Source organism: Paenibacillus cineris, from assembly GCF_018333335.1.
GTDB lineage: Bacteria > Bacillota > Bacilli > Paenibacillales > Paenibacillaceae > Paenibacillus_AQ > Paenibacillus_AQ favisporus.
In genome coordinates this window covers 265,907-290,134 of sequence record NZ_BORU01000004.1, presented here as the reverse complement: position 1 = coordinate 290,134, position 24,228 = coordinate 265,907, and the positions used below count along the sequence as shown (strand labels likewise).

The window sequence follows — 24,228 nt, the reverse complement described above, 5'->3', positions numbered from 1 at the left end:
AAAAGAGGCAGACCGTACCTGGCCCCTTATAGGGCCGCTGGTACAGACTGCCTCATTTGTTGTTCATGCGAAGCTTGCTTTGCTATCGAAGCATGATGCGGTCAGCTCGCGATATCTTGTTCGTTGGTGTGTGGCTCTGTCCGCTTTGGTCGGGGCGTTCCGCATCTTCGTGTTCAAGACGCGAGGGGTAGCATATTTCCTGAAAAGCCCGAGCGGAGGGAGGCAGCTATTTGGGCAGACGAATGCGGATAATGACGCCCTTCGGATGGTTATGAAGCGCCTGGATGGTGCCGTGATGGCTGTGCACGATCCACTGGGCGATCGAGAGCCCGAGTCCGGAGCCGCCGCTCTCCCTGGTGCGTGCCCGGTCTTCCCGGTAAAACCGGTCGAAGACGCGCTGAAGGCCTTCCTCGCTGATGCCGATGCCGGTGTCGCTGACTTCGATAAACACCCGGTTTTCCTTGATATAGGTGCTGATGCCGATGCTGTCGTGCTCTCCCGTGTATTTGAGGGCATTGTCCAATAAAATGACCATCAGCTGGTGAAGCCGGGCGGGATCCGCCTGGATCCGGGCCTTGCTCGTCAGCCGGAGCCAGATATGCTTGTCCGAAAGCTCGGCGATTTCGATATACGGGCTGCACATTTCGTAGATCAAATCGTCTATGTCGACCGGCTGCTTCTCCAGCTGGGTTTCGGTGGAATCGGCTCTGGCGAGCGTAAGCAGATCGGTCGTCAGCCGGGACAACCGGCGCGTTTCTGAGAGGGACAAGGCGATGTTCTCGAACGTGTCCACGATTTTTTTATCCGGCATGGTCTGCAGGAGTTCCAGTTTGTTCTGGATGATGGTGAGCGGAGTCCGCAGCTCATGCGACGCGTTCTCAACAAACTCCACCTGCTTCTCCCAGGAGCGAATCACCGGTTTCATCGTTTTCCGGGATAAAATGATGCTGGCGGTGATCGACAGCAGGATAAACACGGCCGCGCAAATGATGATAATACGCTTGAAGTTGCCCAGCAGATTATGCTCGGTATCGACATCGACCAGCAGCTGAATGTAGCTGCCCTTGAAAAGGGGGTCTGAAACGGTCAGTGTGCGGAAGTGGTACGTGCCGTTCAAGGTCAGGTTGGAAATGACGCCGATCGTGGACGGGTCAAATTTAAGATTTTCCAAACCGTAATTTTCGTAGTTCAGCATACCGATCTGCTGGATGTTGGTAATTTCTCCTTTGGCGTCCCATTGAACGGGAATGATCCGGGGGCTTGGAGGGGGCATGACCCTGCCAAACCGGAACCGCTCCGACGACCCATCCTTGAGCGGACTGTCGCCGAACCTGGCTTCAATGATACTTTTGTACATGGTCAGATCCCGGTCGGGTTTGGCGAACAGTGTGGTTCGCATTTGGCCGAATACGATCGCTCCGAACAGGCCGAAGAGCAGGGTGAATGCGATCAGATTGTACAGAATCAGCCGGAGCTGCTGGTGACGGATCACTTTGTTTTTATTCATGGTCTTCACCGTTCTCCGACAGCATGTACCCCATGCCGCGGATCGTCTTGATGTATTTGTCGTAGCCGGCCGCTTTGAACTTTTTGCGCAGGTTGCTGATATAGACCTCGATCACCGTGTTGGTGGTGCTGGAATCCATACCCCAGACCCGGTCGAAAATTTGTTCTTTGGTCACGATGATGTTTTTGTTGTTCATCAGGTATTCCAGCAGGTCGATCTGCTTGCCGTTCAGCAGGATCGCTTCCTCGCCAATGCTGACCGTACGGCTCTTCAGATTGAGCTTCAGTTCCTTGAAGGAGAGGGTGTGCTCCCTGAACCCTCCGACAGAGCGCCGGACGATGGCCTCCAGGCGAAGCAGGAGCTCCTCGCGATGGAACGGCTTGACGAGATAGTCGTCGGCCCCCTTCTTGAAGCCCTGAATCTTGTCGTCGATGCTGTCCTTGGCGGTCAGTATCAGCACCGGCGTGGAGATGCCGTATTCCCGAAGATGGGTCAGCACTTCGTACCCGTTCATACCCGGCATCATAATATCCAGAATGATGACATCGTATATATTTTGCTGGGCGAGATACAGTCCCTCTTCGCCGTCAAAGGCTTGATCGGCCTCAAACAGGTCCCGGGTCGTCTCGCATACCGTATCGGATAAATGCTTGTCATCCTCAATGACAAGAAGCCGCATGGCAAGTTCACCTCAATTGACGTTTGATCCTAATCGAAACCTATTTTGTCAGGAATGTCAAATGGGGAACGGCTTGCGGCTTAACTTGTTCAGAGCTGTAATGCATTCCGCTGCACGGGGCTCATTCAACCAGCGGTCGTCTAAGGAAGGATTAAGTGTGATTTCCCGTCTGCTGCTGAGGTTTCCAGGCACTCATGAGCGGGCCCTCCGCACCGTACAGCGGATCGGTATTCGGAAGGGGCACCCGGGCGATGTCTTCCAGCACCTTTGGGCGCTCCCCGGGCTTGCCGGTGCACAGATTGTAATCCATGCCGTCCGGATAGGCTCCGACGACCCTGAAATCCTTGCTGGCAGAGCATCGCTTGTGCCCCGTTCCGGCCGGAAGGACGGCCACGTCACCGGCGGTCAGCTCGAACTTCTGGCCATGTTCACCGCCGAGCTGAAGCACGGCGGAGCCGCGAATAACCCCCAGCACCTCATGGGCATTGCTGTGATAATGATGGTAATCAAAGACGCCGTTCGTCCAGCTGTTCAGCCAGCCGTTGCGGTTAAAGATAGCTTCCGTTTCCTCCGGTTCATCCTTAAGCGAACCCAAGTATAGGATGACCGGCAGGTTGGGGTTGCCCGGAATAACACCGTCATCCTTAAAAAATATCGTTTTGATCTCCGCACCGTTCATGCCGTCAACCTCCGCTCATCTGCTTTCATTTGGAATGTAAATAAACATATTCGCACTTTATGAAACGCGGTTGTTCTTGGAACGATACCTATGCTATAATCAAGACTGGTAAACGTCAATTTCATATTGTCGGGTAAATGAATGAATATATCCTTGGATAAAAGTCATTTATGGCCTAACTTTTTCTTGCTGTTAAAGGGAAAGTTAGGCCTTTTTGTTTTGCTGAGGACCCGGGAGGTTGTGCCGGGGACAGGGAAACACCCGCTTATTTCGTAATCAGGAGGGATATAAAGACACGCTTTTGCGGGTACACGATATGGCGGCTTGCCGCAATCATGTTTAGCAGCGTACCGCAACGACGCGTCTAATTCAATGGATCAATTACATAACCAACAACCATTTCATCAGCTCTTTGCCAGCTATACCAGCAAGCTATTAAGAGACCACTTTGGCAAAGGACCTGAATCCGTGGTGGTTTCTGTCGGTCACACCTTTATTACGATATATTTGCGCAACTTCCTGACGCCGTCTGAACGCATCCTGCTGGAACAGGAGCAGGAGGACATGATTGTGCAGACCAGAGCCAATCTGATGCAGGCGGTGATTCCCGAAATTATCAGTTATCTTGAAATCATGAACGGATCGAAACCGGAAGAGGTGTATTATGACTGGAATCTCCATAAAAGATCGGGGATGATCGCGGTCGTATCGGCAGAGGCGGGCAAACAGGGCACCGCGGTGAACAGGGATTACCCTGTGAAATCCGAAGTGGAAGCGGAAATACTCCACATTTGCCAGCAGATTCAAAAATCGCCCGAGCAGATTGATTCCTTTGAGCTCAATTCCAGAACGCTGCTGGTCGTGCGAAGCGGCGTATACCTGGAGCTGGAGAAGGCACTGATCCGGCTGGGCCATGGCCGCCTGCTGAAGTCGGTGAAGAGCGGACTGGAAAAAGAGTATATTATGCGCAGCAAGCGTCTGAACAGCCTGCTGCATCAGCCGGTATCCGATTGCTTTATAGACTGGAATGATAAGCTGGATAAGAGCATTCTTCTGCTGATCATGAATCCGCCCCGATAAATTTCGCGGGCGGATTTTGATTTTATAGAGGCGGGCCTATGGCGTCCGGGGCGTGTAGCGGTGCATTAGCTTGACCGTCATCTCCCGGATTTCCTCCTCGCCCGGCAGGTGCAGGCGGCTCGCCGCCTCGGCTACTCCGGCAGCCGTCTGCAGGCTCCGGACCACCTCTTTGACGGAAGCGGCAAACGTATCGGCCGCCCCCGGGCCCATGCCGGTCAGCTCGTCCAGCGAAGCCATGGTACCGGGCTCAACGGACGGATAATCTCCGTCTTTGGCCCCGGCTCCAGCCAGGTCGTAGAACGACTTGACCAGCTGACCGCGCTCCCGCCCGGATCCGCCTGCGATGACAAAAGCCTGGATGACGTAGGCATGAGCCTGGCGGCGCTGTGCAATGCCGCAGAACTTGCGTCCGCCGATGCTCAGATCATAGTCACCCGGGCAGTAAGCCCCGGCGACTTCTCCTTTGTCCACCGTTTGACCGGTGGCGGCCAGCGCCTGCCGGATGAGCGCGTACATCCGCTCGAAGTCCCGGTGGAAGTGGAGATCGCCCGCGCCCCGCTTCGGCAGGATGAGCGACACGTTGACCACGTCCGGATCGAGCGGAACGGCGGCGCCGCCCGAGTTGCGGATGGCCGTGCGGTACCCGAGCGATTCCAGCCAAGCCCGGGCCTGCTCCGCTCCGGGAAGCCGGCTGTCCCTAAGACCGATAATAAAAGAGCGGGGATGACGCCAAATATGGCATAACGGCGGACCGCCTTCTCCTGTGCGCCGGCACAGCAGCTCGTCCATCGCGAATGGATACAGGGCATCCACATCCTCCAGTTGTGCCGTCCGGTCCAAAATGAGCATCTGCCCCGCTATTTCCGTAATATCTTCAAACATGCGCACCGCTTCCTTTTCCCAGGTGATACCGGGACCACCGGTTACCAACCGTTTATTCCGTTCCTATTACAATCTCCCTGATCCTGATTATGACATAACCGATCCGGCGTGGCTACTGCATGAGCATGGGATTCCCGATGGGGCAGGCTGCCCGAAAATGTCAAAAAACAGACAAAGAAGAAGCATACACCAAGCCTGTAAATACCATATAATGGATACAAACCGGACGGTCGGTTTTAAAACAACAAGGAGCCTTCCGACCATGAAAAAGCGTAAATACGAAGCCGAACAGACCAAACAGACCATTGTCGAGGGAGCTAAGGCGCTGTTTGCCGCCAAAGGGTATGCCGCAACGTCCATGATGGATATTTGCGAGGCCACAGGCTGCAGCAAGGGAAGCATCTACCACCATTTTCAGAGCAAAGAGGATTTGTTTCTCTACTTGGCGGAGCAGGCGTTTACGAACTCCTGGCAGACCTGGCATGAGCAGTCCGGGGAAGATCGTTCCGCGACGGAGCAGCTCTACGCTTACGCCGACTATTTTGTCGACACGCTTCAGAAGCCGCTCAACAAGGCCGGCGAGGAATTTATGATCCGGGTGGGTGCCGATTCGGAAGCCGGGCGGCGGTTTATGGAGATCATCCAGAACTACATGAAGGGATTTGAGGATCTGGTCCAGGCCGGACTGGACAGCGGGGAATGGAAAGGGGAGAGCGTGCAGGAGCTGTCCTTTATTATTCTCAGCTATTATTCCGGTCTCAGCGACAGCTACCACCTGATGGACAAGGCAGCGATGAAAGAGCTGTTCCGTAAAGCCACCACGTTACTGCTTGATGGGATTCGCAAGTAATCAATCCTAGGGAGAGATGGCTGATGGAAACAAAGCGGTTCGCAGGTAACGACCACACGGGGAACATTAAATTTTCGGTGATTATTCCGGCCAGAAACGAAGAGAACTATATCGGGCGCTGCCTTGATTCTCTGGCTGCCGCAGCGGAGCCTTTTCCGGGACAGGTAGAGGTCATCACCGTCTTAAACCGGTGCACCGACCGGACTGAGGAGGTTGCTTCGTCGTACGGGGCCGTCATTTTGAAGAACGACAGCAAAAATTTGTCGCAGATCCGCAACGCCGGGATTCAGGCTGCAAGGGGCGAAATCATCGTGACGATTGACGCCGACAGCTGGGTGACGGACAATATGCTCACCGAGATCGACCGGCTGCTGGCAGCCGGACAATGGATCGGCGGCGGGGTGAGGAGCCAGTTTGAGCGGGTGTCGCTCGGTATCATCGTCTCCGGGTTGCTGCTGATCGTGCCCCTTCTGTTCAAATACGGACTGGTTACCGTCGGACTGTTCTGGGGGTACAAGAAGGATTTTGAAGCGATAGGCGGCTTTAACGAAAACATGCTGATGGCGGAAGATGCCGACTTTGCCAAGCGGCTCAAGCAATGGGGCAAGCAGCAGGGGAAGAAGTACGGCACCGTCACGAAGGCCAGCATGACGACCTCCTGCCGGAAATTCGATGAGTACGGTGATTGGGCCGTCGTCAAGAACCCGAAAATTATATGGGCGTATCTGAAAGGAACGGACCGCAAGCACGCGGACGAAACGTACTACGAAATCCAGCGGTAGCAGTTTTACGGATCATCAGGCGATTTTTATCATAAATATATATTTCTGGGGCATACTAAGCGGACACCGATGAACTGAGGTAAATAACGGGAGGGTTCGCGATGTATTTCGGAAAAAAAGTGGTCGAGGAAATTCCCGAGGCCGATACTTTAATCTGGTCATGCGTAAACGATGGATGCAACGGCTGGATGAGAGACAACTTTGCTTTTGAAACGGAGCCGGTTTGCGTTCAGTGCAACTCTCCAATGGTGAGCAGCATGAAGATGCTGCCGCTGGTCGTCAACGACCATCCGACGAAAATGCTGAAGAAGGGGACGCTCATTTAAGGGCGCGACGTCCGTTCAGCTCAAAGCGATGTATGAAGAGGTCCTGTGAGGGCCTCTTCTTTGCTTTGGATGCAGGTTTAATCTGATCCGACGTTTCTTTTTATATCACCGTTACATTCACTTCTTACTATCTAGGCTGCAGGCCGGCTCCAAACCGATCCAAAAAGAAGCGGGAACGATGAGACAGAGCGATGCGGAAGAGCCATCCCTTTGAGCGAGCGCTTGACCTGCAAGCCGAATCTCAAGCCTTATAAGTCCGTACCGGACCGGATTCCGCGGAGATGGTCTGCATTTCGTCAATTCTACAAGGAGCTGATGGATGTTGAACAGACTCATTGGGGCAGCGATGAAACGAACCGTATTGATTCTGGTTTTGCCGGCCATCATTTTAGTTTGGGGAGAAATGTCTGCGTACCGTATGCAGCGGGGAGATCTCCCACCGGTCAATCATTCTGCGCTTTTGATTACGGTCCAAGCCCCGAGTTACCTGGCCGAGGAGATTAAACATAACGTGACAACGCCGATTGAGCAAGCGGTCCGCGCTGTGGAAGATCTGCAGCTGTTGGAGATGAACAGTTTTAATGGCGGACTCCTGATCAGCCTGTATTTTCCCTTGCATGATACTATGGACCGTGCCGAGCGGGACGTAAACGAAGCTTTAAAGGGCGTGGATTTGCCTGCGGGCACGGGTGAGCCGAAGGTCACCCGCATCCGGGCTGACTCTTTTCCGATCATGAAGTTAAAGGTGACAAGCCCTTCAGGAGAGGTGGATGAAGAGACGCTGCGAACGACTGTTCAAGCCCGCATCACCGATGAATTGCTGCGTACAACGGGGGTAAGCGATGTCCGGGGTACCGGCTCGGGAGAAAATACCTATGTTCTATCGGTTCGGATGGATAAACTGGCCAAGGCTGGATTAACGGTCGATAACGTCAAGCAGTCCTTGGACGGGGTAAACGATCTTTCTGTTCAAGCCCGACTGGCGGACAGCGTTACGTTCATCCCTTTCGAAGCTGCAGGCTGGAGCCCGTACGAGACGGATTGGATGGACGCTGCTATCTGCGGAGACCACGGCCAGAGCGTGCCCCTCTCCTCCGTTGCGACCCTTTCCCCATCGCTGGTTGATAGGCAGACGACTGCCAGGACCGGAGGAATTGGGGGTGTCGTTGTGGACATCTTCAAAGAACCTTCAGTCAACCTTGCGGAAGTATCGAAGAGGATCCGCGAACGTCTTTCAGGCATGACCGGTTATCCGCCGGAGGACGTGAAATTAACGGTCTTGTTTGACCAAGGAACGCGCGCCACCTTCACTGAATAGGGTTACATGCTGTGTTGCTGCACCCCTGGTACTTCAAATAATTTCCATAACCATGTATGATTGGGCTAAGTGATTAAAATGTCCAATGAGTTCGAGAGGCATACAGATTCATGGAAAAGAGGGTGCAGCAGCATGAGCAAATTATGGATACGGGCGGCTGCAGTAACCGGTCTGGCTGCCGCCGCATGGAGCTTATCCGTCGCCGCCTATTCCTCCGACTCGCTTCAGGTCAAGCCGGTTCATCCGCGGCTGGTTTTTAACGGGGAAGAGGCGAAGGGCGGAACCGGTCCGATGTTCTCCTACCGGGACTCGACTTACGTCCCCCTGCGCGACGTTTCCACGGCGATGGGAGCCAAAGTTTCTTACGACAAGGAGTTCAACACGGTGCATGTGGATACGCCTGTCCCGGTGAACGGGAAGTCGAAGATTCATGCCACGAAGACGTTGGGGGATTTCAAGCTGTCCTTGTATGCTGCCGAAACGGAGGTTCCCTACGGCAAGCCGATTCCGGTCTGGGCGCAGCTGGAGTACCTGGGGGACAAGGAGGCAGTTGTTAATCAAGGCTTTAAGCCGTTCTACTTTGAGATTCGCGATGAGGCGGGGGAGGGAGGGGGCGCCCTTATCCCTGCGATCCTGATCCCCACTACCTATTCGCCCGGCGATGTGTTTCTGGATCAGCTGGACTCATTCATCGATATTCCAAGCTATAACTTTACGATCTATCAGAAGGCCCACCCGAATGAGGAATTGCCCGTCCAGATGTTGAAGGACACCAGGTGGAGCACTCTTCCTCCAGGGAAGTACACGATCACGGCGCGTCCCGATTTTAGCCTGAAGTCCACGGGCGAGCGTTTCGAGGAATCGGCCGAAATTCAAATTACTGTCAAGTAAATTGACCGAAGCGGACCCAAAAAAACCGGCTCCTATACATCAGGAAGCCGGTTTTTGAGATGGGTATCGATCCCGTAGGGATGCGTGGTAACTATACTTTAATGCGTCCGAGCGCCTTCTCCGCCGGCACGTAGTCGTAACCGAGGTCGCGGGCCACCGCCTCGTAGGTGATGCTGCCGTTGACCACGTTCGCCCCGCTGCGGATGGCACTGTTCGTTGCCAGCAGATGCTGCAGGTCTTCGCCGGCCAGCTTCAGGGCGAACGGCATGGTGGCGTTCGTCAGCGCCAAGGTGGAGGTCTGCGGCACCGCGCCCGGCATGTTCGCCACCGCATAGTGCACGACGCCGTGCTTCACGTACGTCGGGTTATCGTGTGTCGTGATATGGTCGATCGTTTCGACGATGCCGCCCTGGTCGATCGCCACGTCCACGATGACCGAGCCCGGCTTCATCGATTTGACCATCTCCTCGGTGACGAGGCGCGGCGCTTTGGCGCCCGGAATCAGGACGGCGCAGATCAGGAGGTCCGCCTCCTGAACCGACTTCGCGATGTTCGACGGGCTGGACACCAGCGTTTTGATCTGGCTGCCGAAAATATCGTCCAGCTGGCGCAGCCGTGGAATGCTGAGATCGAGCAGGGTGACGTCGGCGCCGAGACCCACGGCGATTTTCGCCGCGTTCATGCCGACCGTCCCGCCGCCGATGATCGTCACCTTGCCGCGCGACACGCCCGGAACGCCGGAGAGCAGGATGCCTTTGCCGCCATGCGGGCGCTCCAGCAGCTGGGCGCCGATCTGCGCCGCCATGCGTCCGGCCACCTCGCTCATCGGCGTGAGCAGCGGCAGAGTGCCGTTCACGTTTACGGTTTCGTAGGCGATGGCGGTAACGCCGGACTGCACCAGCGCTTCGGCCAGCTTCGGCTCAGCGGCCAGATGCAGGTACGTGAACAGGATGAGCCCTTTACGGAAATATCCGTATTCGCTGGGAAGCGGCTCTTTCACCTTCATAATCATATCGGCCTGGGACCACACCTCCGATGCTTCCGTCAGAATGGTGGCTCCGGCCTGCTTGTATTCTTCATCGGGAAATCCGCTTTCCGCACCGGCCTGATGCTCGATATATACCGCATGTCCGTGCTGAATCAGTTCGAGGGCACCTGCCGGCGTGACGGCGACGCGATTTTCGTTGTTTTTAATTTCCTTAGGTACTCCGATTTTCATGACAGATCACCTCACCTCATAATATATTAAAAGTGTACAATCGAATCGGCGCGTATTCATCATACGTCTTGTCAATCCGTTTGCCGCAGCGGCAGGACATAATGTTCGGCTGGTGTTACCATAATTAACATAAGGGATGTGAATGCCGATGAGCAGCGGCTTCAACCTGCATATCCGGGAAGTGCTGGAACGCCCGGTGTTCAAGCGGGCCCGGCTGATTGCCGGAGCGAACGGCCTGGACCGTGAGGTGGGCTGGGTGCATATTCTCGAAATCACGAACGTGGCCCCGTTCGTGACGAAGAACGACCTGATCCTCACCACCGGCCTTTGGCTCCATCATTACGAGCAGGAGCGCCTGTCCTACATGCAGCAGCTCATCCGCCAGCAGGCGGCGGGGCTGTGCGTGGAGCTGGGCACGAGCATCGAGAACATTCCGGAGGAAATTATCGAGCTGGCGGACCAGTGTGATTTTCCGCTGCTCGTGTTCGAGCAGCCTGTCCGCTTCGTTGAAATCACCCAGGATATTCACGGGCTGCTGATCAACCAGCAGCATCAGCTGCTGAAGGATCTGGAGGCCTTTTCCCGCCGGCTGCAGCAGATTACCCTGCAGAGTACGGATGTTCATGCCGTTCTCCATGTATTATATGAATACACGGGTTATCAAATTGTGTATCATTCGTCCGTGGAAGCGAATAAATTTTGTCCGAAGCCGGTAACCTCGGAGGAGGCCGATGAGCTGACTTTCTTCTACCGCAAGCAGGTGGAGGGAAATGAAGCGGCCGCCCAGGAGCCCAGCCGCTTTCCGATGCCGGGCGACCGGCTGCTGCTCTCGCAGCCCGTCATCTGCCTCGGCGAGACCTTGGCGTACGTGGGAATGATCCTCCCGGGCGAGCAGCCGCTGGACCGGATCGTCCTGCTGCTGGACTACACGGCCAAATCGCTGGCCACGCTGCTGCTGCGGATGCTGTTCCTGGAGGAGAAGCATCTGCGGGATCAGAACCAGCTGATCCAGGACATCCTGTCCCACCAGCTGGAGGACGAAGAGGCGGCGCGGTCCCGGATGGGCGTACGTCCGGCCAAGCAGGGGGAGGTCCTCTTCATCGGCGGCATCGTCGAGCTGGAGTATCCGGACAGCGCCCTGCGGCCCGACCGGGACCGGATCGAAGCGGAGGAGCAGGATCTCCTCGTCCGGCTGCGCGCCCTGCTCAAGAAGCACGGTCTGCGCAATTTGCTGATGCAGAAAGGGCACCGCATCTACATTTTGTGCGCGCGGGAGCGCTCTGCTTCGGGGGACAACGCGGCAGCCTTGAAGCAGGCGGTGCGCCGGATCGTGGATAGCCTGCGCCTGACAGGCGTGGGTCTTACCCAGCCGTTCAGCCTGCACGCAGGCTTTGGCAGCATCCGCCCGCGGATGACCGACATGCACAAGAGCTTCAAGGAAGCGGAGCAAGTGATGGAGGTATCCCGCTCGGTGGAGCTGATGCGCAGCAGCTTGTTCTACGAGCGGATCGGCGTCTACCAGCTGCTGAAGGCTATCCCGGACAAGGCGTTCCTCCAATCGTTCGTCGAGGAGCAGCTTGGGGCGCTGATGGCTTACGACAAGGAGCATCACCTGCATTTGGTGCAGACGCTCGACGTCTATTTGCAGTACATGGGCTCGAAGAACGATACGGCCAAGGCGCTGTTTATCCACCGGCAGACCCTGTACAACCGTCTGGACAAACTAAATGAAATTCTCGGGGAGGACTTTTTGGAGCCGGAACGCCGTATATGCCTGGAAATGGCGCTGCTGGCCTGCCCGCTCTTGTCCTGACCCGTATACCTGTTGATTTCTCAACTCAGAAAGGCAGTGCAGATAAAGGATGATGAAGTTATGAACAAAGTCGGACTGGTCATGAGAAAGATCCAATTTACCGAGAGGCAGGGGCCGCGCGTCTTTGCGGACCGCCTGCAGGCCATCGGCCGTGAGCTGGGGGTGGATATCGTCTTTATATCTCCGGAGCGCCATGTGAGCGGGTATGACTGGTTGCCGGGATACGAGCATGAGAAGGGTGACCTGGTAAACTATGACATCGTGCTGGACCAGATTTACGCGAACGGCATCGAGCACGTGATCTATACCGTATCCGGATTTACTTATCTGAAAATGTTTCTTAAAAACAGCGTACTCTTTCCGCACAGCTTTCCCGACCCGGCCCTGACGGGGTACGACATGATGAAGCCTTTTTATCAAATGGTGGACAAGGCGGTCGTGCAGACCGAGTTTTTGAAAGGCGAGCTTGCCCGCAATTTCGGGGTAACCGACGTGGATGTGATCCCGATCGGATTCAGCGAGGATCTGGCGGAGCGGCATTTTGACCCGTCGCAGATCGTGAACAACCGCATTCTGTGGATCGGACGGGACGAGGAGAACCGCCGGCCGGATCTCGTGCTGGAGTATGCCCGGCAGAATCCGGACAAAGAGGTGTACATGGTCTTCGGGGGCGAACGATACCGGGAGAGCATGAAGAAATACGACATCCCGCTCAATGTCCGGCTGCAGTTTGCGCTGAGCCAGGATGACATTTTTAAGCTGATGAACACGGCGAAGGTGTACTGGAACTGTTCGAAATTCGATACGTTCGCCATGCCGCTGACCGAAGCGCTCGCCATGGGCAAAATCGTCGTAAAGCCCGAGCACCCTTGCTACGGCCATATCAGCGCCCGGCATTCCTTTTCAGGGAACGAAAAAAATTGGTTTGAGCTGGTCAACATGGCTGCGGCATCGCCGTCTTCTTATTCCTGGGACAACCGGAGCTACGCGTTTGAGAGCTTTTCCAGCCGCATCATGAAGGAAGGGTACCGCGAGTTTTTTGACAAGTGGCTTAGGGAATAAAAGATTTTTGCCGGATATTGGTCGTGACAGATGACCGAAAAAGGAGTAATCTTCACTAGTGTATATGTCTTAAATTACATATCGGTGAACATGTAGCTTTACCTCAAATAAGCGTAAAAAGGTGATGCAGCCATGTCCTTTTTCAACAAGTATGTCAAGAGATACTGGAAATTGTTTTGCGTAGCGGTATTGTTTCTGGCGGTAGAGTCGCTGTGCGACTTGCTGCAGCCGACGATGATGTCCAAGGTCATCGATGTCGGGGTGGCCCAGAGCCGGATGGATCAAGTCCTCCATTACGGAGGGCTTATGCTCCTGATCACCGCCGTTGGCGCGGTGTCGGCCTCCACCCGGAACATCATTTCAAGCCATGTGTCACAGCGGTTCGGGGCGGAAATGCGGTCCGATTTGTTCCGGAAAATCCAGTCCCTGTCGTTTGAAGACATGGATAAGTTCGACCGGGCCTCGCTCATCACGCGGCTGACGAATGACGTCACCCAGGTGCAGAACTTTGTGAACGGGATGATGCGGTTTTTCGTAAAGGCACCGCTGCTGTGCGTGGGCAGCCTCATTATGGCCATCCGTTTGGATGTGCATTTGTCGCTCGTGCTGGCGGTGGTAGTGCCGGTTGTGGCCGTTCTCATCGTGCTGAACATGAAGATCGGTTTTCCATTCTTTATCCGGGTGCAGCGGGCGCTGGATAAAGTGAACGGCGTCATGCGCGAGTACTTGTCGGGCGTAAGGGTGGTCAAGGCGTTCAACCGCTTTGATTACGAAGTGGAAAAATTTGAAAGCGCCAACACGGAGCTGTCCAGCCGCTCGGTCCTGTCGATGAGGGTCATGTCCGTTTTCGGACCGGGGATTTCGCTCTTCCTCAATTTCGGCATCATCGCCGTCCTCTGGATCGGCGGGATTCGGGTCGACAACGGGCAGATGCAGGTCGGCAGCATCATCGCGTTCATTAACTACATGACGCAAATGCTGTTCTCGCTGATGATGATCAGCAACGTCTTCAACATGTTCGTGCGGGCCAAGGCGTCCGCCGGACGGATTGGCGAAGTGTTTGCCGAAGGAAGCGGGCTGTATCATGGAGGGAAGTCGGCGGCGAAACGCGCTTCTCAGCGCGGACGCATCGACTTCGAGCATGTGAGCTTCTCCTATGCGGGAACCCAGGGCGACCCGGTCATTCGCGACTTTACGCTGACCTGCCTTCCCGGGGAGACCGTGGGGATTATTGGCTCGACCGGTTCGGGAAAAAGTACGCTCGTCAGCCTGATTCCGCGCTTTTACGATGCCGGCGAAGGGCGGGTCAAAGTGGCCGGCACCGACGTGCGGGACATGGACCCGCATGCGTTGCGTGAGATGATCGCCGTCGTTCCGCAGAAGATCATGCTCTTCACCGGCACGGTGGAGGACAATTTGAAATGGGGCAAGGAAGACGCGAGCCAAGATGAAATGGAAGAGGCGTGCCGGATCGCCGAAGCGCATGACTTCATCATGGCTTCGCCTGAAGGATATGCCAGCCGGATCGGCCAAGGCGGCGTCAACTTCTCGGGCGGACAGAAACAGCGCTTGTCCATTGCCAGGGCGCTGGTGAAGAAGCCGGAAATTTTGATTCTCGACGACTGCACGAGCGCGGTGGACGTCGCGACCGAAGCCAGAATCAAGGAAGCGCTGCGGACGTATGCCAGCGAGCTGACCTGCATCCTGATCGCCCAGCGGATCACGTCGGTCATGGATGCCGACCGGGTCGTGGTAATGGACCGCGGGGAGATGGTCGGCACGGGCACGCATGAAGAGCTGATGGAGACGTGCCGGGTCTACCAGGAGATTTACCAATCCCAGATGGGAAAGGAGATGCATCCGCATGCCGCAGAATGAAGCCGCACAGGCACAGCAGACGCCGCCTCCTGGGGCACCGGGTCCTGCGGGACGCCCTGCCGGGATGATGAGGGGACCCGGAAGCGGGGGCATGGGCCGGGGAAAGCCGGTCAAGCCCAAAAACTTCCGGAGAACGATGGGGCGCCTGTGGCGTTATTTCGGACGCGAGCGCAAGCTGCTCAGCCTGATCATGGTGTTTATCATCATCGATGCGGGCGTAACCCTGATCGGGCCGTTTCTGATCGGTAAATCGATCGACGCTATGTCCGCGAACCAGGGACGCGTCGCTTTCGGGCTGCTGCAGTCGTTTATTATCGTGCTGGCAACAGCCTATATCACGGACGTCGTGCTCGTCTTTCTGCAGGGCTGGCTGATGGCCGGCGTGTCGCAGCGAATCGTTGCGGGACTGCGGCGTTCGTTGTTTCAGAAGCTGCAGAAGCTTCCGGTATCTTATTTCGACGCCCGCTCGCACGGGGAAGTCATGAGCCGGTTGACCAACGATATCGACAATGTGAGCCAGACCGTATCCCAATCCACCACGCAGCTGATGGCCGGCGGTATCGCCATTATCGGCTCGCTGGTGATGATGATCGTGCTCAGCCCGATCCTGACCCTGGCGAGCCTCATAACCGTGCCGATTCTGTATTTGCTGACGCGCACGGTCACACGCAAAACGTCGGTGCTGTTCAAAGAGCAGCAAGTTCAGCTTGGCATGCTGAACGGACATATCGAAGAGACGATTTCTGGCATGGAAGTCGTCAAAGCGTTTAATCACGAGCATCAAGCGATCAACGAGTTTGAGGCGGTCAACGGCCGCTTGTTTGAAGTCGGGCTCAAAGCGCAGATCCGCTCCGGCTTCATGATGCCGCTCATGAACGTCATCAACAACATCGGTTTTGCCGCCGTCGCGCTCGTCGGCGGGATTCTCGCCGTCAAAAGCCTCATTACCGTCGGCGTGATCGCGAGCTTCCTGAGCTACTCCCGCCAGTTTGTCCGCCCGCTGAACGACCTGGCCAACATCTATAATCTGCTTCAGTCCGGTGTGGCGGGTGCAGAGCGGGTGTTCGAGGTGCTGGACGAGCGGGAGGAGCCGGACGATTTGCCGGATGCGGTACGGCTCGATCGCACCAAAGGCCACGTCGTATTCGAGGACGTAAGCTTCGGGTACCGGCCAGAGGTGCCGATCCTGAAAAGGGTCAGCTTCGAATCGAAGCCGGGGACCAGTACGGCCTTGGTGGGGCCGACAGGGGCGGGCAAGACGACAATCGTCAATCTGCTGACACGGTTCTACGACGTGACGGGGGGTTCCATCCGGATCGACGGCGTCGATATCCGTCATTACACCCGCGACAGCCTCCGCCGCACATTCGGGATCGTGCTGCAGGACACGTACCTGTTCTCCGGCACGATCAAGGAAAACATCAAGTACGGCAAGCCTGACGCGACGGATGAGGAAATCCGCGAAGCCGCCGTGATGGCGAACGCCGACGTGTTCATCCGCCGCCTGCCGGACGGCTATGAGACGGAGCTGTCGGAGAACGGCGGCAATCTCAGCCAGGGTCAGCGCCAACTGCTGGCCATCACCCGCGTCATCCTGGCGAAGCCATCGATCCTCATCCTCGACGAGGCGACGAGCAGCATCGACACGCGAACAGAGCTGCATATCCAGGATGCGCTGCTCCAAATCATGAAGGATCGTACGACCTTCATTATCGCGCATCGGCTCAACACGATCCGGGACGCCGACAACATTATGGTCATCGATCATGGCGAGATCGTGGAGCAGGGCAGCCACGACGAATTGATCGGGCGCCAGGGCTTCTACGCCCGGATGTTCGAGAGCCAGTTCAAAAACCTGGAGAGCGCAGGAGAATAATGGGTCGGCTTGCGCTCCCGGAGCTTGTTCACGATTCTATTGAATTTGTCTTAACCAGATCGAACACATTCGGATTGTACCGTTTTAAAGGAGTTTGTTCACTGACAACAAACACATTTCGATGTGTATCTAGGTGTTTGTTCACTGACAGCCAACACATTCAAATCGTATCTTTCACGGTATTTGTTCCGTGACAACGAACACATTCAGATTGTATCTTTCAAGATGTTTGTTTACTGACAATGAACAAAACCTAAATTTTTATTTTCATAGTGTTTGTTCACTCGTAACGAACAAATTTCGATTTTGTCTTTTAAATGGTGGACACTAACACCATATCTTTGTCCTCAGTCACAACCCCATATATTGATTTGAACATAAATAATAACACAAAATATAGGAAAATTTTCTATCCAACCGCCCGTAGAAGAATATAGTGTCGTGTCCTCCTTTTATAAAACAAAACAAGGATATGTCCATTATATGAGGACAGAGGAAGTGCGAGAGATATTTTAAAATGGAAAGTGTCGGGGAACGGGTAGTGGATTTGAGATCAGGGAGTGTCGAGAAGAGTAGTAGAAGATTGGTTTGAGATTAGTAAAAGTGTTGGTGGTTTTGAGATCTGAACAGTGCTGGAGAAAAGGCTGGTTGATTTGGGATTTGTGATTGTCGGGAGCAGTTAGTGGTTTTGAGATCAGGAAAAGTGTTGGTGGTTTTGAGATTTGAACAGTGCCGGAGAAAAGGCTGATTGACTTAGAATTTGTGATTGTCAGGAGCAGTTAGTGGTTTTAAGATCAGGAAAAGTGTTGGTGGTTTTGAGATCTGAACAGTGCCGGAGAAAAGGCTGGTTGATTTGGGATTTGTGGCTGTCGGGAGCAGTTAGTGGGTTTGAGATCAGGAAAAGTGTTGGTGGTTTTGAGATTTGAACAGTGCCGGAGAAAAGGCTGATTGACTTAGAATTTGTGATTGTCAGGAGCAGTTAGTGGGTTTGAGATCAGGAAAAGTGTTGGTGGTTTTAAAATCTGAACAGTACCGGAGAAAAGGCTGATTGACTTGAGATTTTTGGAGTGTCGTGGAGCAGTTGATTGGCTTGTGAATTGTGGAGTTCCAGGGAGCAGTTCGTGAATTTAAAACCAGGAGAACAACGGGAAAAAGAACGGTTTGGGCCCTTACGCCCTCTTGCTGGTCCCAATTAGGCTGGATTTGTCTACTAACAACGAACAAACCTCGATTTTGTCTTTTAAAAGGTGGACACTAGTACCATACCTTTGGTCCATCGTAAATTTCTAGATATAGATTGTCCGTGAGTTTTAACACTAAATATAGAGGTATCCTCTTTGATTCGAGGGCTGGAGAATATAAGTGCCGTGTCTTTCTTTTGTGGGACAAAATAGAGAAATGTACACTGGAAAAGGACGATTTTCGTATACCCCCCTCTTTATTCTTATAAAGTAAGCGAAGGGCACATAGAAGTGAGTCGTGCAGGGGTCCCCGGAAATGAACCCTCATTAATAAGCAACTAGTCTCTTCAAAGGGTCCCATTGAAGAGCCAAAAAGGGTCCCCATCGAAGGGACCCTCATTGAAAAAGCAGCCATTCCCCATAGGGGAGGCTGCTTTTTATCGGTTTAATAGGCGTTGCGTTGGCATATTAGCGCTTCTCGACAAGCTGCTTCACCGAAGACTCGGAGGAAGTCTCTTCTTCCTCGACGATTCCGCGCGTGGAGCTCCGGAACTCGCGGAGCGTGTCCCCGAACGCTCTTCCGAGCTGCGGGAGCTTCGATGGCCCGAAGAGGACGAGGGCGATGGCCAAAATAATGACCAGGCCGGATACACCAATGTTATTCAGCATAGCATGTACACCTCTTTTCTGGATTAACGTCCTAGCCCCAGATGACTGAACGCTGGACGGATGGCGGCTGTCGTATGGTCAGGACTGCAACCCCCGAGTTGCCGGACTACGGAACTGATGCGGTCTCGGATAGACGGAGAGTGCAATGTTGCTAGACGGATTGAACTGCTGCAGTTGCCAGACTTTGGGGCTGTCCAGCTGCTAAAGAGCAGGAACTGCAGTAGCCCAGCAACCGGATGGCGGGAATGCAACGACCTAGCTGCCGGACGGGCTGGACTGCATTTTCCGCCACTGGCGGCCGGATACATAAACGCTGATCTCGAACAGCAGGATGAGCGGAATGGTGACGGACAGGTGCGAGACGAAGTCCGGCGGCGAAATGCAGGAGCCGAGGATCGCCAGCCCCAGGTACGCGTATTTGCGCGTCTTTTTCAGCGTATCAGGCGTCAGGATTCCGATTCGGGTCAGGAACAGAATGACCACTGGAAGCTCGAAGGCGATGGCCATCGGGATGACCAGATCGAACAGGAACCCGAAGTACCGGTCAATCCCGTACGTTTCGATCGCCCCGATCGTTTGGTTCATGCGCTTCATGAACTTCAGCATCATCGGAAACACGACGTAATAGCTGAACGACAGCCCGGCCAGAAAAAGCATGAATGCGACCGGAATGAAGGGGAACGCGCTCTTTGCCTCATGCTCTGTGAGCCCCGGCTTCACAAAAGCCCACAGCTGGTACAGCAGGACGGGAACCGTGAACATGAGCGCGAAGATCAGCGCGCATTTCATGTAGATCAGAATGCCGTCCGTAAAGGAAAACACGTTCCAGGCGATCGGCTCCGCCAAAGGCTGAGACTTGAGGTAGAGCAGGATGCCGGGGGCGGCGTACAATCCGGCGGCAAACGTCACGATGAAGCAGATGCCGACGATGATAAGCCGCTTTCGCGCCTCGGCGACATGAACAATCCAGTTGTCTTGATCCATTTGATTCCCTCCGCTTTTTCCTTGCCCCCAGGCGGTGTTTTCGCTTAAACGAGAGATCCGCCCGATTTCAAATACTTCGCAATGCCTTCCGCAGCCCGGTAAGCGAGGGCGCCAACGGTACCCGTCGGGTTATAACCGCTGTTATGCGGGAAGGCGGATGCGCCGACGACAAACACGTTTTCGGCATCCCACATTTGGAGATAGTTGTTGACGACCGAAGTTGAAGGGTCCGATCCCATAATCGCGCCGCCGGTGTTGTGCGTGGATTGATACGGCACGATATTGAACGGCCCCAGCTCTTTGGAGGAGCCGATGGACGAAGGCTTCATTTCCTTCATGATGGCTTCGGTTTTACCTGCCATGAAGGCGATCATTTGCCGGTCCTGCTCCTCAAAGTCGAACGTGATCCGGACCAGCGGTTTGCCGTAAGCATCCTTGTAGGTCGGATCCAGATCGAGATAGTGATGCCTCCAAGGCATGCTCGATCCCTGCGCCGCCACGGTCAAGTAGTTGTTCGCGTATTTCAGCGAGGTCGCTTTAAAGTCTTTGCCCCACGTTGGCGTCCCTTTCGGAACCGAATTGTTCGCGATCGGGCGGAGCCCGGTTTGCGAAATCCGGATGCCGGCACCGTGGATGAAATTCAGATCGCTGTGGTCAAAGTTGTCGCCGTTGAAGTCCGGGATCTCCATGCCAAGCGCGCCAGCTCCGGCAAACAGGTTGAACTGCTGGTCGTCATAAAATCCCGTCGCCGACCCGCCATTCGTTTGGTAAGCGTAGTTTTTGCCCACGACGCCTGTTCCCGTATTCGGATCGTACGGCTTGCCGAGCTTGGACGTCAGCAGCAGCCGGACGTTGTTGAACACGTAGCTCGCCAGAATGACGACGTCTGCCGGCTGCTCATATTCCTGGCCGGTCAACGGGTTGACGTATTTCACGCCGGTGGCTTTTTTCCCGTCATGCAGAATATCCGTCACATTGGCATACTCGCGCAGCTCGAAATGACCCGATTTCTGTGCGACCGGAAGCACGGTCACGACCGGATCGGCCTTGGCGCCGTATTCGCAGCCGAAACGCTCGCAATAGCCGCAGTACTGGCAAGGGGCGCGGGTAATGCCGTCCGGGTTCGTATACTGCTCGGACAGGTTGGCCGACGGCATCATATACGGATGGTAGCCCAGCTTTTTAGTCGCTTCCTCGAACATTTTGATCATCGGCGTCTTGATCATCGGCTTGGTCGGGAACGGCTTCGAGCGTTTGCCGACCATCGGCGTCTGTTCTTGATCCCCGGAAATGCCCGCGACCTCTTCGAACTTGTAGAAATAGGGCTCAAGCTCGTCGTATGTAATGCCCCAGTCCTGAATGGTCATGCCATCCGGAATTTTTTTCTTCCCATAGCGCTCGATCGTTTTGCTCCGGATTTCGAAATCGTACGGCAGAAACCGGTACGTTTGTCCATTCCAGTGGATGCCCGCGCCTCCGAGACCTTCCCCGAGCAGGAAGGCGCCGTACTGGCGCATCGGCAGGGCGGTCATTTTCGACGTGTTCCGAAAGGTGATCGTTTCCTTGGACAAATCCTGCATCAGTTCATAGCGCTGGGCGTAACGGAGCTCGTCATGGACCATGTAGTAATCCTCGGTGGAACGGGGTTTACCGCGTTCCAGGCCGACGACCTTGATTCCCTGTTTGCTTAATTCAGCGGCGATAATGCCACCGATCCATCCCATCCCGACGATCAATACCGGGACTCTTGGCAATTTCGTAGCCATGGATAACTCTCCTTCTCTGTCAGCATGTAAAAATTAATGTGTGGCCAAATGGTCATGCAGGCTGAGCGGATCTGTTTTTGCAAAAGCGTCCTCACCGACAATTTTGGCATAGGACATCTGGTTGCCCGGATAGTTCCGCATCTTCCAGCCCTCCATGTTGACGTTGCCGCCATAGAGCGGGTCCGCATATACGCCTTCGAGCGTCATATTGCGAAGCAGATCGAAGAAGCTTTTGCCGGTGATGCCGTTAATCACTTCAATGTCACCCTTTTCGAGCGAAGTCAGAATGGCGTCTTTTTCTTCGTCGGCAAGGTCGGTAAACCCCTTTTGGTACTTTTTCTGGCTTGCATTGTCAATGGCGGTAAGCCCGAGCAGGAAGACCTCGTTACGGTTAATGCTCTGATAGTCGCCCTGTGTGGCTTCCCCTTTAACAAAAGGCCCCATGCGGTATTCGCGGGCGTTGAAGCCCCAGTGACCGGCTAACTGGTGGTCGATGTAGTAAGCAACACCCAAATCGTTGGCTCCAGGACCGTTATCGTCCTTAGGGAAAATGCGCTCTGTCGCTGCCTGTGTAATTTGCAGCTGGCGCTGGTTGAAGTACATGGTCGCATGGTTATAATCTGCAGCGGGCTGCGTTCCGGTTTGCGGCGATGTCGGCGCATTCGCAGCCGGCTTTTTCTTGTTGAAGCCGCCGGTAATGGCTCCGCCGATCACGCCCCCGACGACCAGACCGCCGATCGCCGTCCCTGAATATTTCAGGAACTGGCGCCTGGACCCGCTTGGTGGTTGTTCCTTTTGTTGTTCTGCCATGGTTGCATTCCTCCTTGAGGGATATGTTCCCCTTTGCTGGGTATATTATGCACATGCCACGCCAAGGCGAAAAAACCGCAAATCCGAGAAATCACGATAATCCGCGTACATGAAAAGCTTATTGCTGGGGCATCGTAGCTGTATTGAGGCAAATTTGAAAAAGTTGAAGGGAGACACCCCCAATGAAAAAATCGATCATTTTCCTGAGCTTGCTGCTCGTTCTTTCCCTGTCCGCCTGCGGTAAAAGCAGCGACAATAACAACAACCAGGGCGCAGCCAATAACAACGCCGGGAATACGGGTGCAACGACCGGTCAAACCGGCGGCAATGCAGCAGCCGGCAACGGGGAAGCGACCTTTAAAGCGAACTGTGTCAGCTGCCACGGCAACAACCTCGAAGGCGCTGTAGGACCGAACCTGCAAAAGGTCGGAGCCAAATACTCCGCGGATGAAATCGCCGGGATCGTATCGAACGGCCGCGGCGGCATGCCGGCTTTCAAAGGCCAACTGTCCGATGCTGACATTCAAGGCGTAGCCCAGTGGTTGGCCGCCAAAAAATAAGCGCGCTTCGGCCCAGCCATGCAAAAAGCAGCCTTTCCGTCAGGGGGCTGCTTTTTTACTTCGCCGGGAAGACGGCGCTGCATTCGCATGTTCGCTGCAGGCTTCATGCTTGGCGGCTTGTTTATTTTTCGACAAAATCGGGTAATTTTAGTGAAAATTCAACATCAAGAATTTCGATATGGGGGGTTTCGCATGAAAATGGGAAGAATCCTTCTGGCCTGCCTGCTGCTCGCGTCGATGCTGACGGCCTGCGGGAATAACGGGGAGAACGCCGGGAAGGTCAAGCTGGAGTTTTTTCAAAACAAGCCGGAGGCCAAAGGCTCCTTTGATAAGCTGGTGGCCAAGTTCAACGCTTCGCACCCCGGGATTCAGGTCACCCAGGTGAATCCGCCGGATGCCGAAACGGTCTTGAAGACAAGGGTCGTCAAGAACGACATTCCCGACGTCATCGGCATGGGCGCGACCGACACGTATTCGATCCTGGCGCAGAGCGATATTTTCGCCGATCTGACCCAGAGCAAGCTGGTCGAATCCATTGATCCGAACTACATAAAAATGCTCAAGGACGTAACGGGGCTGAGTAAAATTACCGGCATCCCTTACGCAACCAACGCCAACGGCATTATGTACAACAAGGACATCTTCAAGAAGCTGGGGCTGAGCGTTCCGAAAACGTGGGATGAGCTGATTGCGACTGCCCAAAAGGTGAAGGACAGCGGCATCATTCCGTTTTATTTTACATACAAGGACGACTGGCAGACGAATCTGCCGTTTAATGCGCTGGCACCCAACCTGGTCGGCATCGATTTCTTCAAGCAGCGCCGTGAAAATCAGGTGACCTTCCAGGAGAAATTCCGTGAGGTGGCGGAGAAGCAGCTGAAGCTGCTCGATTACGGACATGGGGACAACTTCGGGAAAACATACGCGGACGGCAACCGTGCCTTTGCGCGCGGGGAATCGGCCATGTATATCCAGGGCAGCTGGGCCATTCCGGAAATCCGGAAATCGAACCCGAACGCGAATATCGGCTTCTTCCCGTTCCCGACCGGAAACGACCCGGACAAGAACAAGCTGATCTCCGGGGTGGACACGCTGCTGACCATCTCCGAGAGCACCAAGCATAAAAAAGAAGCGGAGGAATTCATCGCTTTTCTCCTCGAGCCGGACAACATCGGCCAATACATCAAAGAGCAAACCGCGTTTTCGGCCGTCAAGGGCGTGACGCAGGACGACCCGGCGGTTGCCGAGCTGCAGCCTTATTTCAAGGCGGGCCGAGTCGTCGATTTTGCCGACCACTATATCCCGGCCGCCGTGCAGCTGAACTCGATCGTTCAGGGATTCCTGCAAAACCGGAATATCGACGCCTACCTGAAAACGCTCGATACCGAGTGGGACAAAGTCCAGAGCCGGAAATAA

General features: G+C 54.8%; 21 protein-coding genes. 12 read left to right on the top strand and 9 right to left on the bottom strand.

The window, feature by feature from the left end:
* Nucleotides 1–226: 226 nt before the first annotated feature.
* The 3 genes from KI379_RS28055 to KI379_RS28045 all read right to left on the bottom strand — a co-directional run bounded on the left by KI379_RS28055 (nt 227) and on the right by KI379_RS28045 (nt 2,865).
* Entirely contained in the window at nt 227–1,507 is a 1,281-nt protein-coding gene (locus KI379_RS28055; protein ID WP_212985632.1) for a sensor histidine kinase, read from the bottom strand.
* Entirely contained in the window at nt 1,500–2,186 is a 687-nt protein-coding gene (locus tag KI379_RS28050; RefSeq protein WP_089549619.1) for a response regulator transcription factor, read from the bottom strand. The genes KI379_RS28055 and KI379_RS28050 overlap by 8 nt, the downstream gene beginning before the upstream one ends.
* Before the next feature lie 151 nt (nt 2,187–2,337).
* Nucleotides 2,338–2,865 carry a cupin domain-containing protein gene (locus KI379_RS28045; protein ID WP_212985631.1) on the bottom strand — a complete coding sequence of 176 codons (528 nt, stop codon included), beginning with the start codon at nt 2,863–2,865 and terminating at the stop codon, nt 2,338–2,340.
* Nucleotides 2,866–3,237: 372 nt separating this feature from the next.
* Here KI379_RS28045 and KI379_RS28040 point away from each other — a divergent pair, with 372 nt between their 5' ends.
* A complete protein-coding gene (locus KI379_RS28040) occupies nt 3,238–3,945 on the top strand; it encodes a DUF2294 domain-containing protein (protein ID WP_212985630.1) in 708 nt (235 codons plus the stop codon).
* Nucleotides 3,946–3,981: 36 nt separating this feature from the next.
* On the opposite strand, the gene KI379_RS28035 is transcribed toward KI379_RS28040, so the two are convergent.
* Nucleotides 3,982–4,827 carry a lipoate--protein ligase family protein gene (locus tag KI379_RS28035; protein WP_212985629.1) on the bottom strand — a complete coding sequence of 282 codons (846 nt, stop codon included), beginning with the start codon at nt 4,825–4,827 and terminating at the stop codon, nt 3,982–3,984.
* Between the two features lie 262 nt (nt 4,828–5,089).
* Here KI379_RS28035 and KI379_RS28030 point away from each other — a divergent pair, with 262 nt between their 5' ends.
* The 5 genes from KI379_RS28030 (at nt 5,090) to KI379_RS28010 (ending at nt 8,994) form a co-directional block, all read left to right on the top strand.
* Nucleotides 5,090–5,677, top strand: coding sequence for a TetR/AcrR family transcriptional regulator (locus KI379_RS28030; RefSeq protein ID WP_105445504.1), 588 nt, complete (start codon nt 5,090–5,092; stop codon nt 5,675–5,677).
* A gap of 23 nt (nt 5,678–5,700) precedes the next feature.
* Nucleotides 5,701–6,459 (top strand): glycosyltransferase, encoded by a 759-nt coding sequence (locus KI379_RS28025; RefSeq protein WP_212985628.1) that lies wholly within the window; start codon nt 5,701–5,703, stop codon nt 6,457–6,459.
* A gap of 101 nt (nt 6,460–6,560) precedes the next feature.
* On the top strand, nt 6,561–6,785 hold the full coding sequence (locus KI379_RS28020) for a cold-shock protein (protein ID WP_076172035.1): 225 nt from the start codon (nt 6,561–6,563) through the stop codon (nt 6,783–6,785).
* 319 nt (nt 6,786–7,104) lie between these two features.
* Nucleotides 7,105–8,103, top strand: a complete 999-nt coding sequence (locus KI379_RS28015; RefSeq protein WP_212985627.1) for an efflux RND transporter permease subunit — start codon at nt 7,105–7,107, stop codon at nt 8,101–8,103.
* A 132-nt stretch (nt 8,104–8,235) separates the two neighbouring features.
* The gene (locus KI379_RS28010) at nt 8,236–8,994 is read left to right on the top strand and encodes a stalk domain-containing protein (protein WP_212985626.1); all 759 of its coding nucleotides are present in this window, start codon (nt 8,236–8,238) and stop codon (nt 8,992–8,994) included.
* 91 nt (nt 8,995–9,085) lie between these two features.
* On the opposite strand, the gene ald is transcribed toward KI379_RS28010, so the two are convergent.
* Complete coding sequence (gene ald / locus KI379_RS28005) at nt 9,086–10,213, bottom strand: alanine dehydrogenase (RefSeq protein WP_089549627.1); 1,128 nt, start codon at nt 10,211–10,213, stop codon at nt 9,086–9,088.
* 148 nt (nt 10,214–10,361) lie between these two features.
* Between ald and KI379_RS28000 the strand changes: the two genes are divergently transcribed.
* The 4 genes from KI379_RS28000 (at nt 10,362) to KI379_RS27985 (ending at nt 16,842) form a co-directional block, all read left to right on the top strand.
* Nucleotides 10,362–12,026, top strand: a complete 1,665-nt coding sequence (locus KI379_RS28000) for a PucR family transcriptional regulator (protein ID WP_212985625.1) — start codon at nt 10,362–10,364, stop codon at nt 12,024–12,026.
* A 60-nt stretch (nt 12,027–12,086) separates the two neighbouring features.
* Nucleotides 12,087–13,088: a glycosyltransferase gene (locus KI379_RS27995; RefSeq protein ID WP_212985624.1), complete on the top strand. Its 1,002-nt coding sequence runs from the start codon at nt 12,087–12,089 to the stop codon at nt 13,086–13,088.
* A gap of 132 nt (nt 13,089–13,220) precedes the next feature.
* Entirely contained in the window at nt 13,221–14,966 is a 1,746-nt protein-coding gene (locus KI379_RS27990; protein ID WP_212985623.1) for an ABC transporter ATP-binding protein, read from the top strand.
* Nucleotides 14,953–16,842 carry an ABC transporter ATP-binding protein gene (locus KI379_RS27985; protein WP_373309620.1) on the top strand — a complete coding sequence of 630 codons (1,890 nt, stop codon included), beginning with the start codon at nt 14,953–14,955 and terminating at the stop codon, nt 16,840–16,842. The genes KI379_RS27990 and KI379_RS27985 overlap by 14 nt, the downstream gene beginning before the upstream one ends.
* A gap of 1,649 nt (nt 16,843–18,491) precedes the next feature.
* Here KI379_RS27985 and KI379_RS27980 read toward each other — a convergent pair.
* From KI379_RS27980 to KI379_RS27965, 4 genes are all read right to left on the bottom strand, one after another.
* Nucleotides 18,492–18,692: a twin-arginine translocase TatA/TatE family subunit gene (locus KI379_RS27980; RefSeq protein ID WP_076172013.1), complete on the bottom strand. Its 201-nt coding sequence runs from the start codon at nt 18,690–18,692 to the stop codon at nt 18,492–18,494.
* A gap of 255 nt (nt 18,693–18,947) precedes the next feature.
* Nucleotides 18,948–19,676 carry a twin-arginine translocase subunit TatC gene (tatC, locus tag KI379_RS27975; RefSeq protein WP_089549631.1) on the bottom strand — a complete coding sequence of 243 codons (729 nt, stop codon included), beginning with the start codon at nt 19,674–19,676 and terminating at the stop codon, nt 18,948–18,950.
* 44 nt (nt 19,677–19,720) lie between these two features.
* Entirely contained in the window at nt 19,721–21,442 is a 1,722-nt protein-coding gene (locus KI379_RS27970; protein ID WP_212985622.1) for a GMC family oxidoreductase, read from the bottom strand.
* Nucleotides 21,443–21,475: 33 nt separating this feature from the next.
* Nucleotides 21,476–22,252, bottom strand: a complete 777-nt coding sequence (locus tag KI379_RS27965) for a gluconate 2-dehydrogenase subunit 3 family protein (RefSeq protein WP_076172005.1) — start codon at nt 22,250–22,252, stop codon at nt 21,476–21,478.
* Nucleotides 22,253–22,434: 182 nt separating this feature from the next.
* On the opposite strand from KI379_RS27965, the gene KI379_RS27960 reads away from it, so the two are divergent.
* Nucleotides 22,435–22,812 carry a c-type cytochrome gene (locus tag KI379_RS27960; protein ID WP_076172002.1) on the top strand — a complete coding sequence of 126 codons (378 nt, stop codon included), beginning with the start codon at nt 22,435–22,437 and terminating at the stop codon, nt 22,810–22,812.
* A 192-nt stretch (nt 22,813–23,004) separates the two neighbouring features.
* Nucleotides 23,005–24,228, top strand: a complete 1,224-nt coding sequence (locus tag KI379_RS27955; protein ID WP_089549633.1) for an ABC transporter substrate-binding protein — start codon at nt 23,005–23,007, stop codon at nt 24,226–24,228.

Bases quoted from the DNA above. Each gene is read 5' to 3' on its own strand.
- KI379_RS27965 (WP_076172005.1), bottom strand. From the start codon at position 22,252: ATGGCAGAACAACAAAAGGAACAACCACCAAGCGGGTCCAGGCGCCAG.
- KI379_RS28020 (WP_076172035.1), top strand. From the start codon at position 6,561: ATGTATTTCGGAAAAAAAGTGGTCGAGGAAATTCCCGAGGCCGATACT.
- KI379_RS28025 (WP_212985628.1), top strand. From the start codon at position 5,701: ATGGAAACAAAGCGGTTCGCAGGTAACGACCACACGGGGAACATTAAA.
- KI379_RS28045 (WP_212985631.1), bottom strand. From the start codon at position 2,865: ATGAACGGTGCGGAGATCAAAACGATATTTTTTAAGGATGACGGTGTT.
- KI379_RS27980 (WP_076172013.1), bottom strand. From the start codon at position 18,692: ATGCTGAATAACATTGGTGTATCCGGCCTGGTCATTATTTTGGCCATC.
- ald (WP_089549627.1), bottom strand. From the start codon at position 10,213: ATGAAAATCGGAGTACCTAAGGAAATTAAAAACAACGAAAATCGCGTC.
- KI379_RS28000 (WP_212985625.1), top strand. From the start codon at position 10,362: ATGAGCAGCGGCTTCAACCTGCATATCCGGGAAGTGCTGGAACGCCCG.
- KI379_RS27960 (WP_076172002.1), top strand. From the start codon at position 22,435: ATGAAAAAATCGATCATTTTCCTGAGCTTGCTGCTCGTTCTTTCCCTG.
- KI379_RS28055 (WP_212985632.1), bottom strand. From the start codon at position 1,507: ATGAATAAAAACAAAGTGATCCGTCACCAGCAGCTCCGGCTGATTCTG.
- KI379_RS28015 (WP_212985627.1), top strand. From the start codon at position 7,105: ATGTTGAACAGACTCATTGGGGCAGCGATGAAACGAACCGTATTGATT.
- KI379_RS28050 (WP_089549619.1), bottom strand. From the start codon at position 2,186: ATGCGGCTTCTTGTCATTGAGGATGACAAGCATTTATCCGATACGGTA.
- KI379_RS27990 (WP_212985623.1), top strand. From the start codon at position 13,221: ATGTCCTTTTTCAACAAGTATGTCAAGAGATACTGGAAATTGTTTTGC.
- KI379_RS27970 (WP_212985622.1), bottom strand. From the start codon at position 21,442: ATGGCTACGAAATTGCCAAGAGTCCCGGTATTGATCGTCGGGATGGGA.
- KI379_RS27995 (WP_212985624.1), top strand. From the start codon at position 12,087: ATGAACAAAGTCGGACTGGTCATGAGAAAGATCCAATTTACCGAGAGG.
- KI379_RS28035 (WP_212985629.1), bottom strand. From the start codon at position 4,827: ATGTTTGAAGATATTACGGAAATAGCGGGGCAGATGCTCATTTTGGAC.
- KI379_RS27955 (WP_089549633.1), top strand. From the start codon at position 23,005: ATGAAAATGGGAAGAATCCTTCTGGCCTGCCTGCTGCTCGCGTCGATG.
- KI379_RS27985 (WP_373309620.1), top strand. From the start codon at position 14,953: ATGCCGCAGAATGAAGCCGCACAGGCACAGCAGACGCCGCCTCCTGGG.
- KI379_RS28040 (WP_212985630.1), top strand. From the start codon at position 3,238: ATGGATCAATTACATAACCAACAACCATTTCATCAGCTCTTTGCCAGC.
- KI379_RS28010 (WP_212985626.1), top strand. From the start codon at position 8,236: ATGAGCAAATTATGGATACGGGCGGCTGCAGTAACCGGTCTGGCTGCC.
- KI379_RS28030 (WP_105445504.1), top strand. From the start codon at position 5,090: ATGAAAAAGCGTAAATACGAAGCCGAACAGACCAAACAGACCATTGTC.
- tatC (WP_089549631.1), bottom strand. From the start codon at position 19,676: ATGGATCAAGACAACTGGATTGTTCATGTCGCCGAGGCGCGAAAGCGG.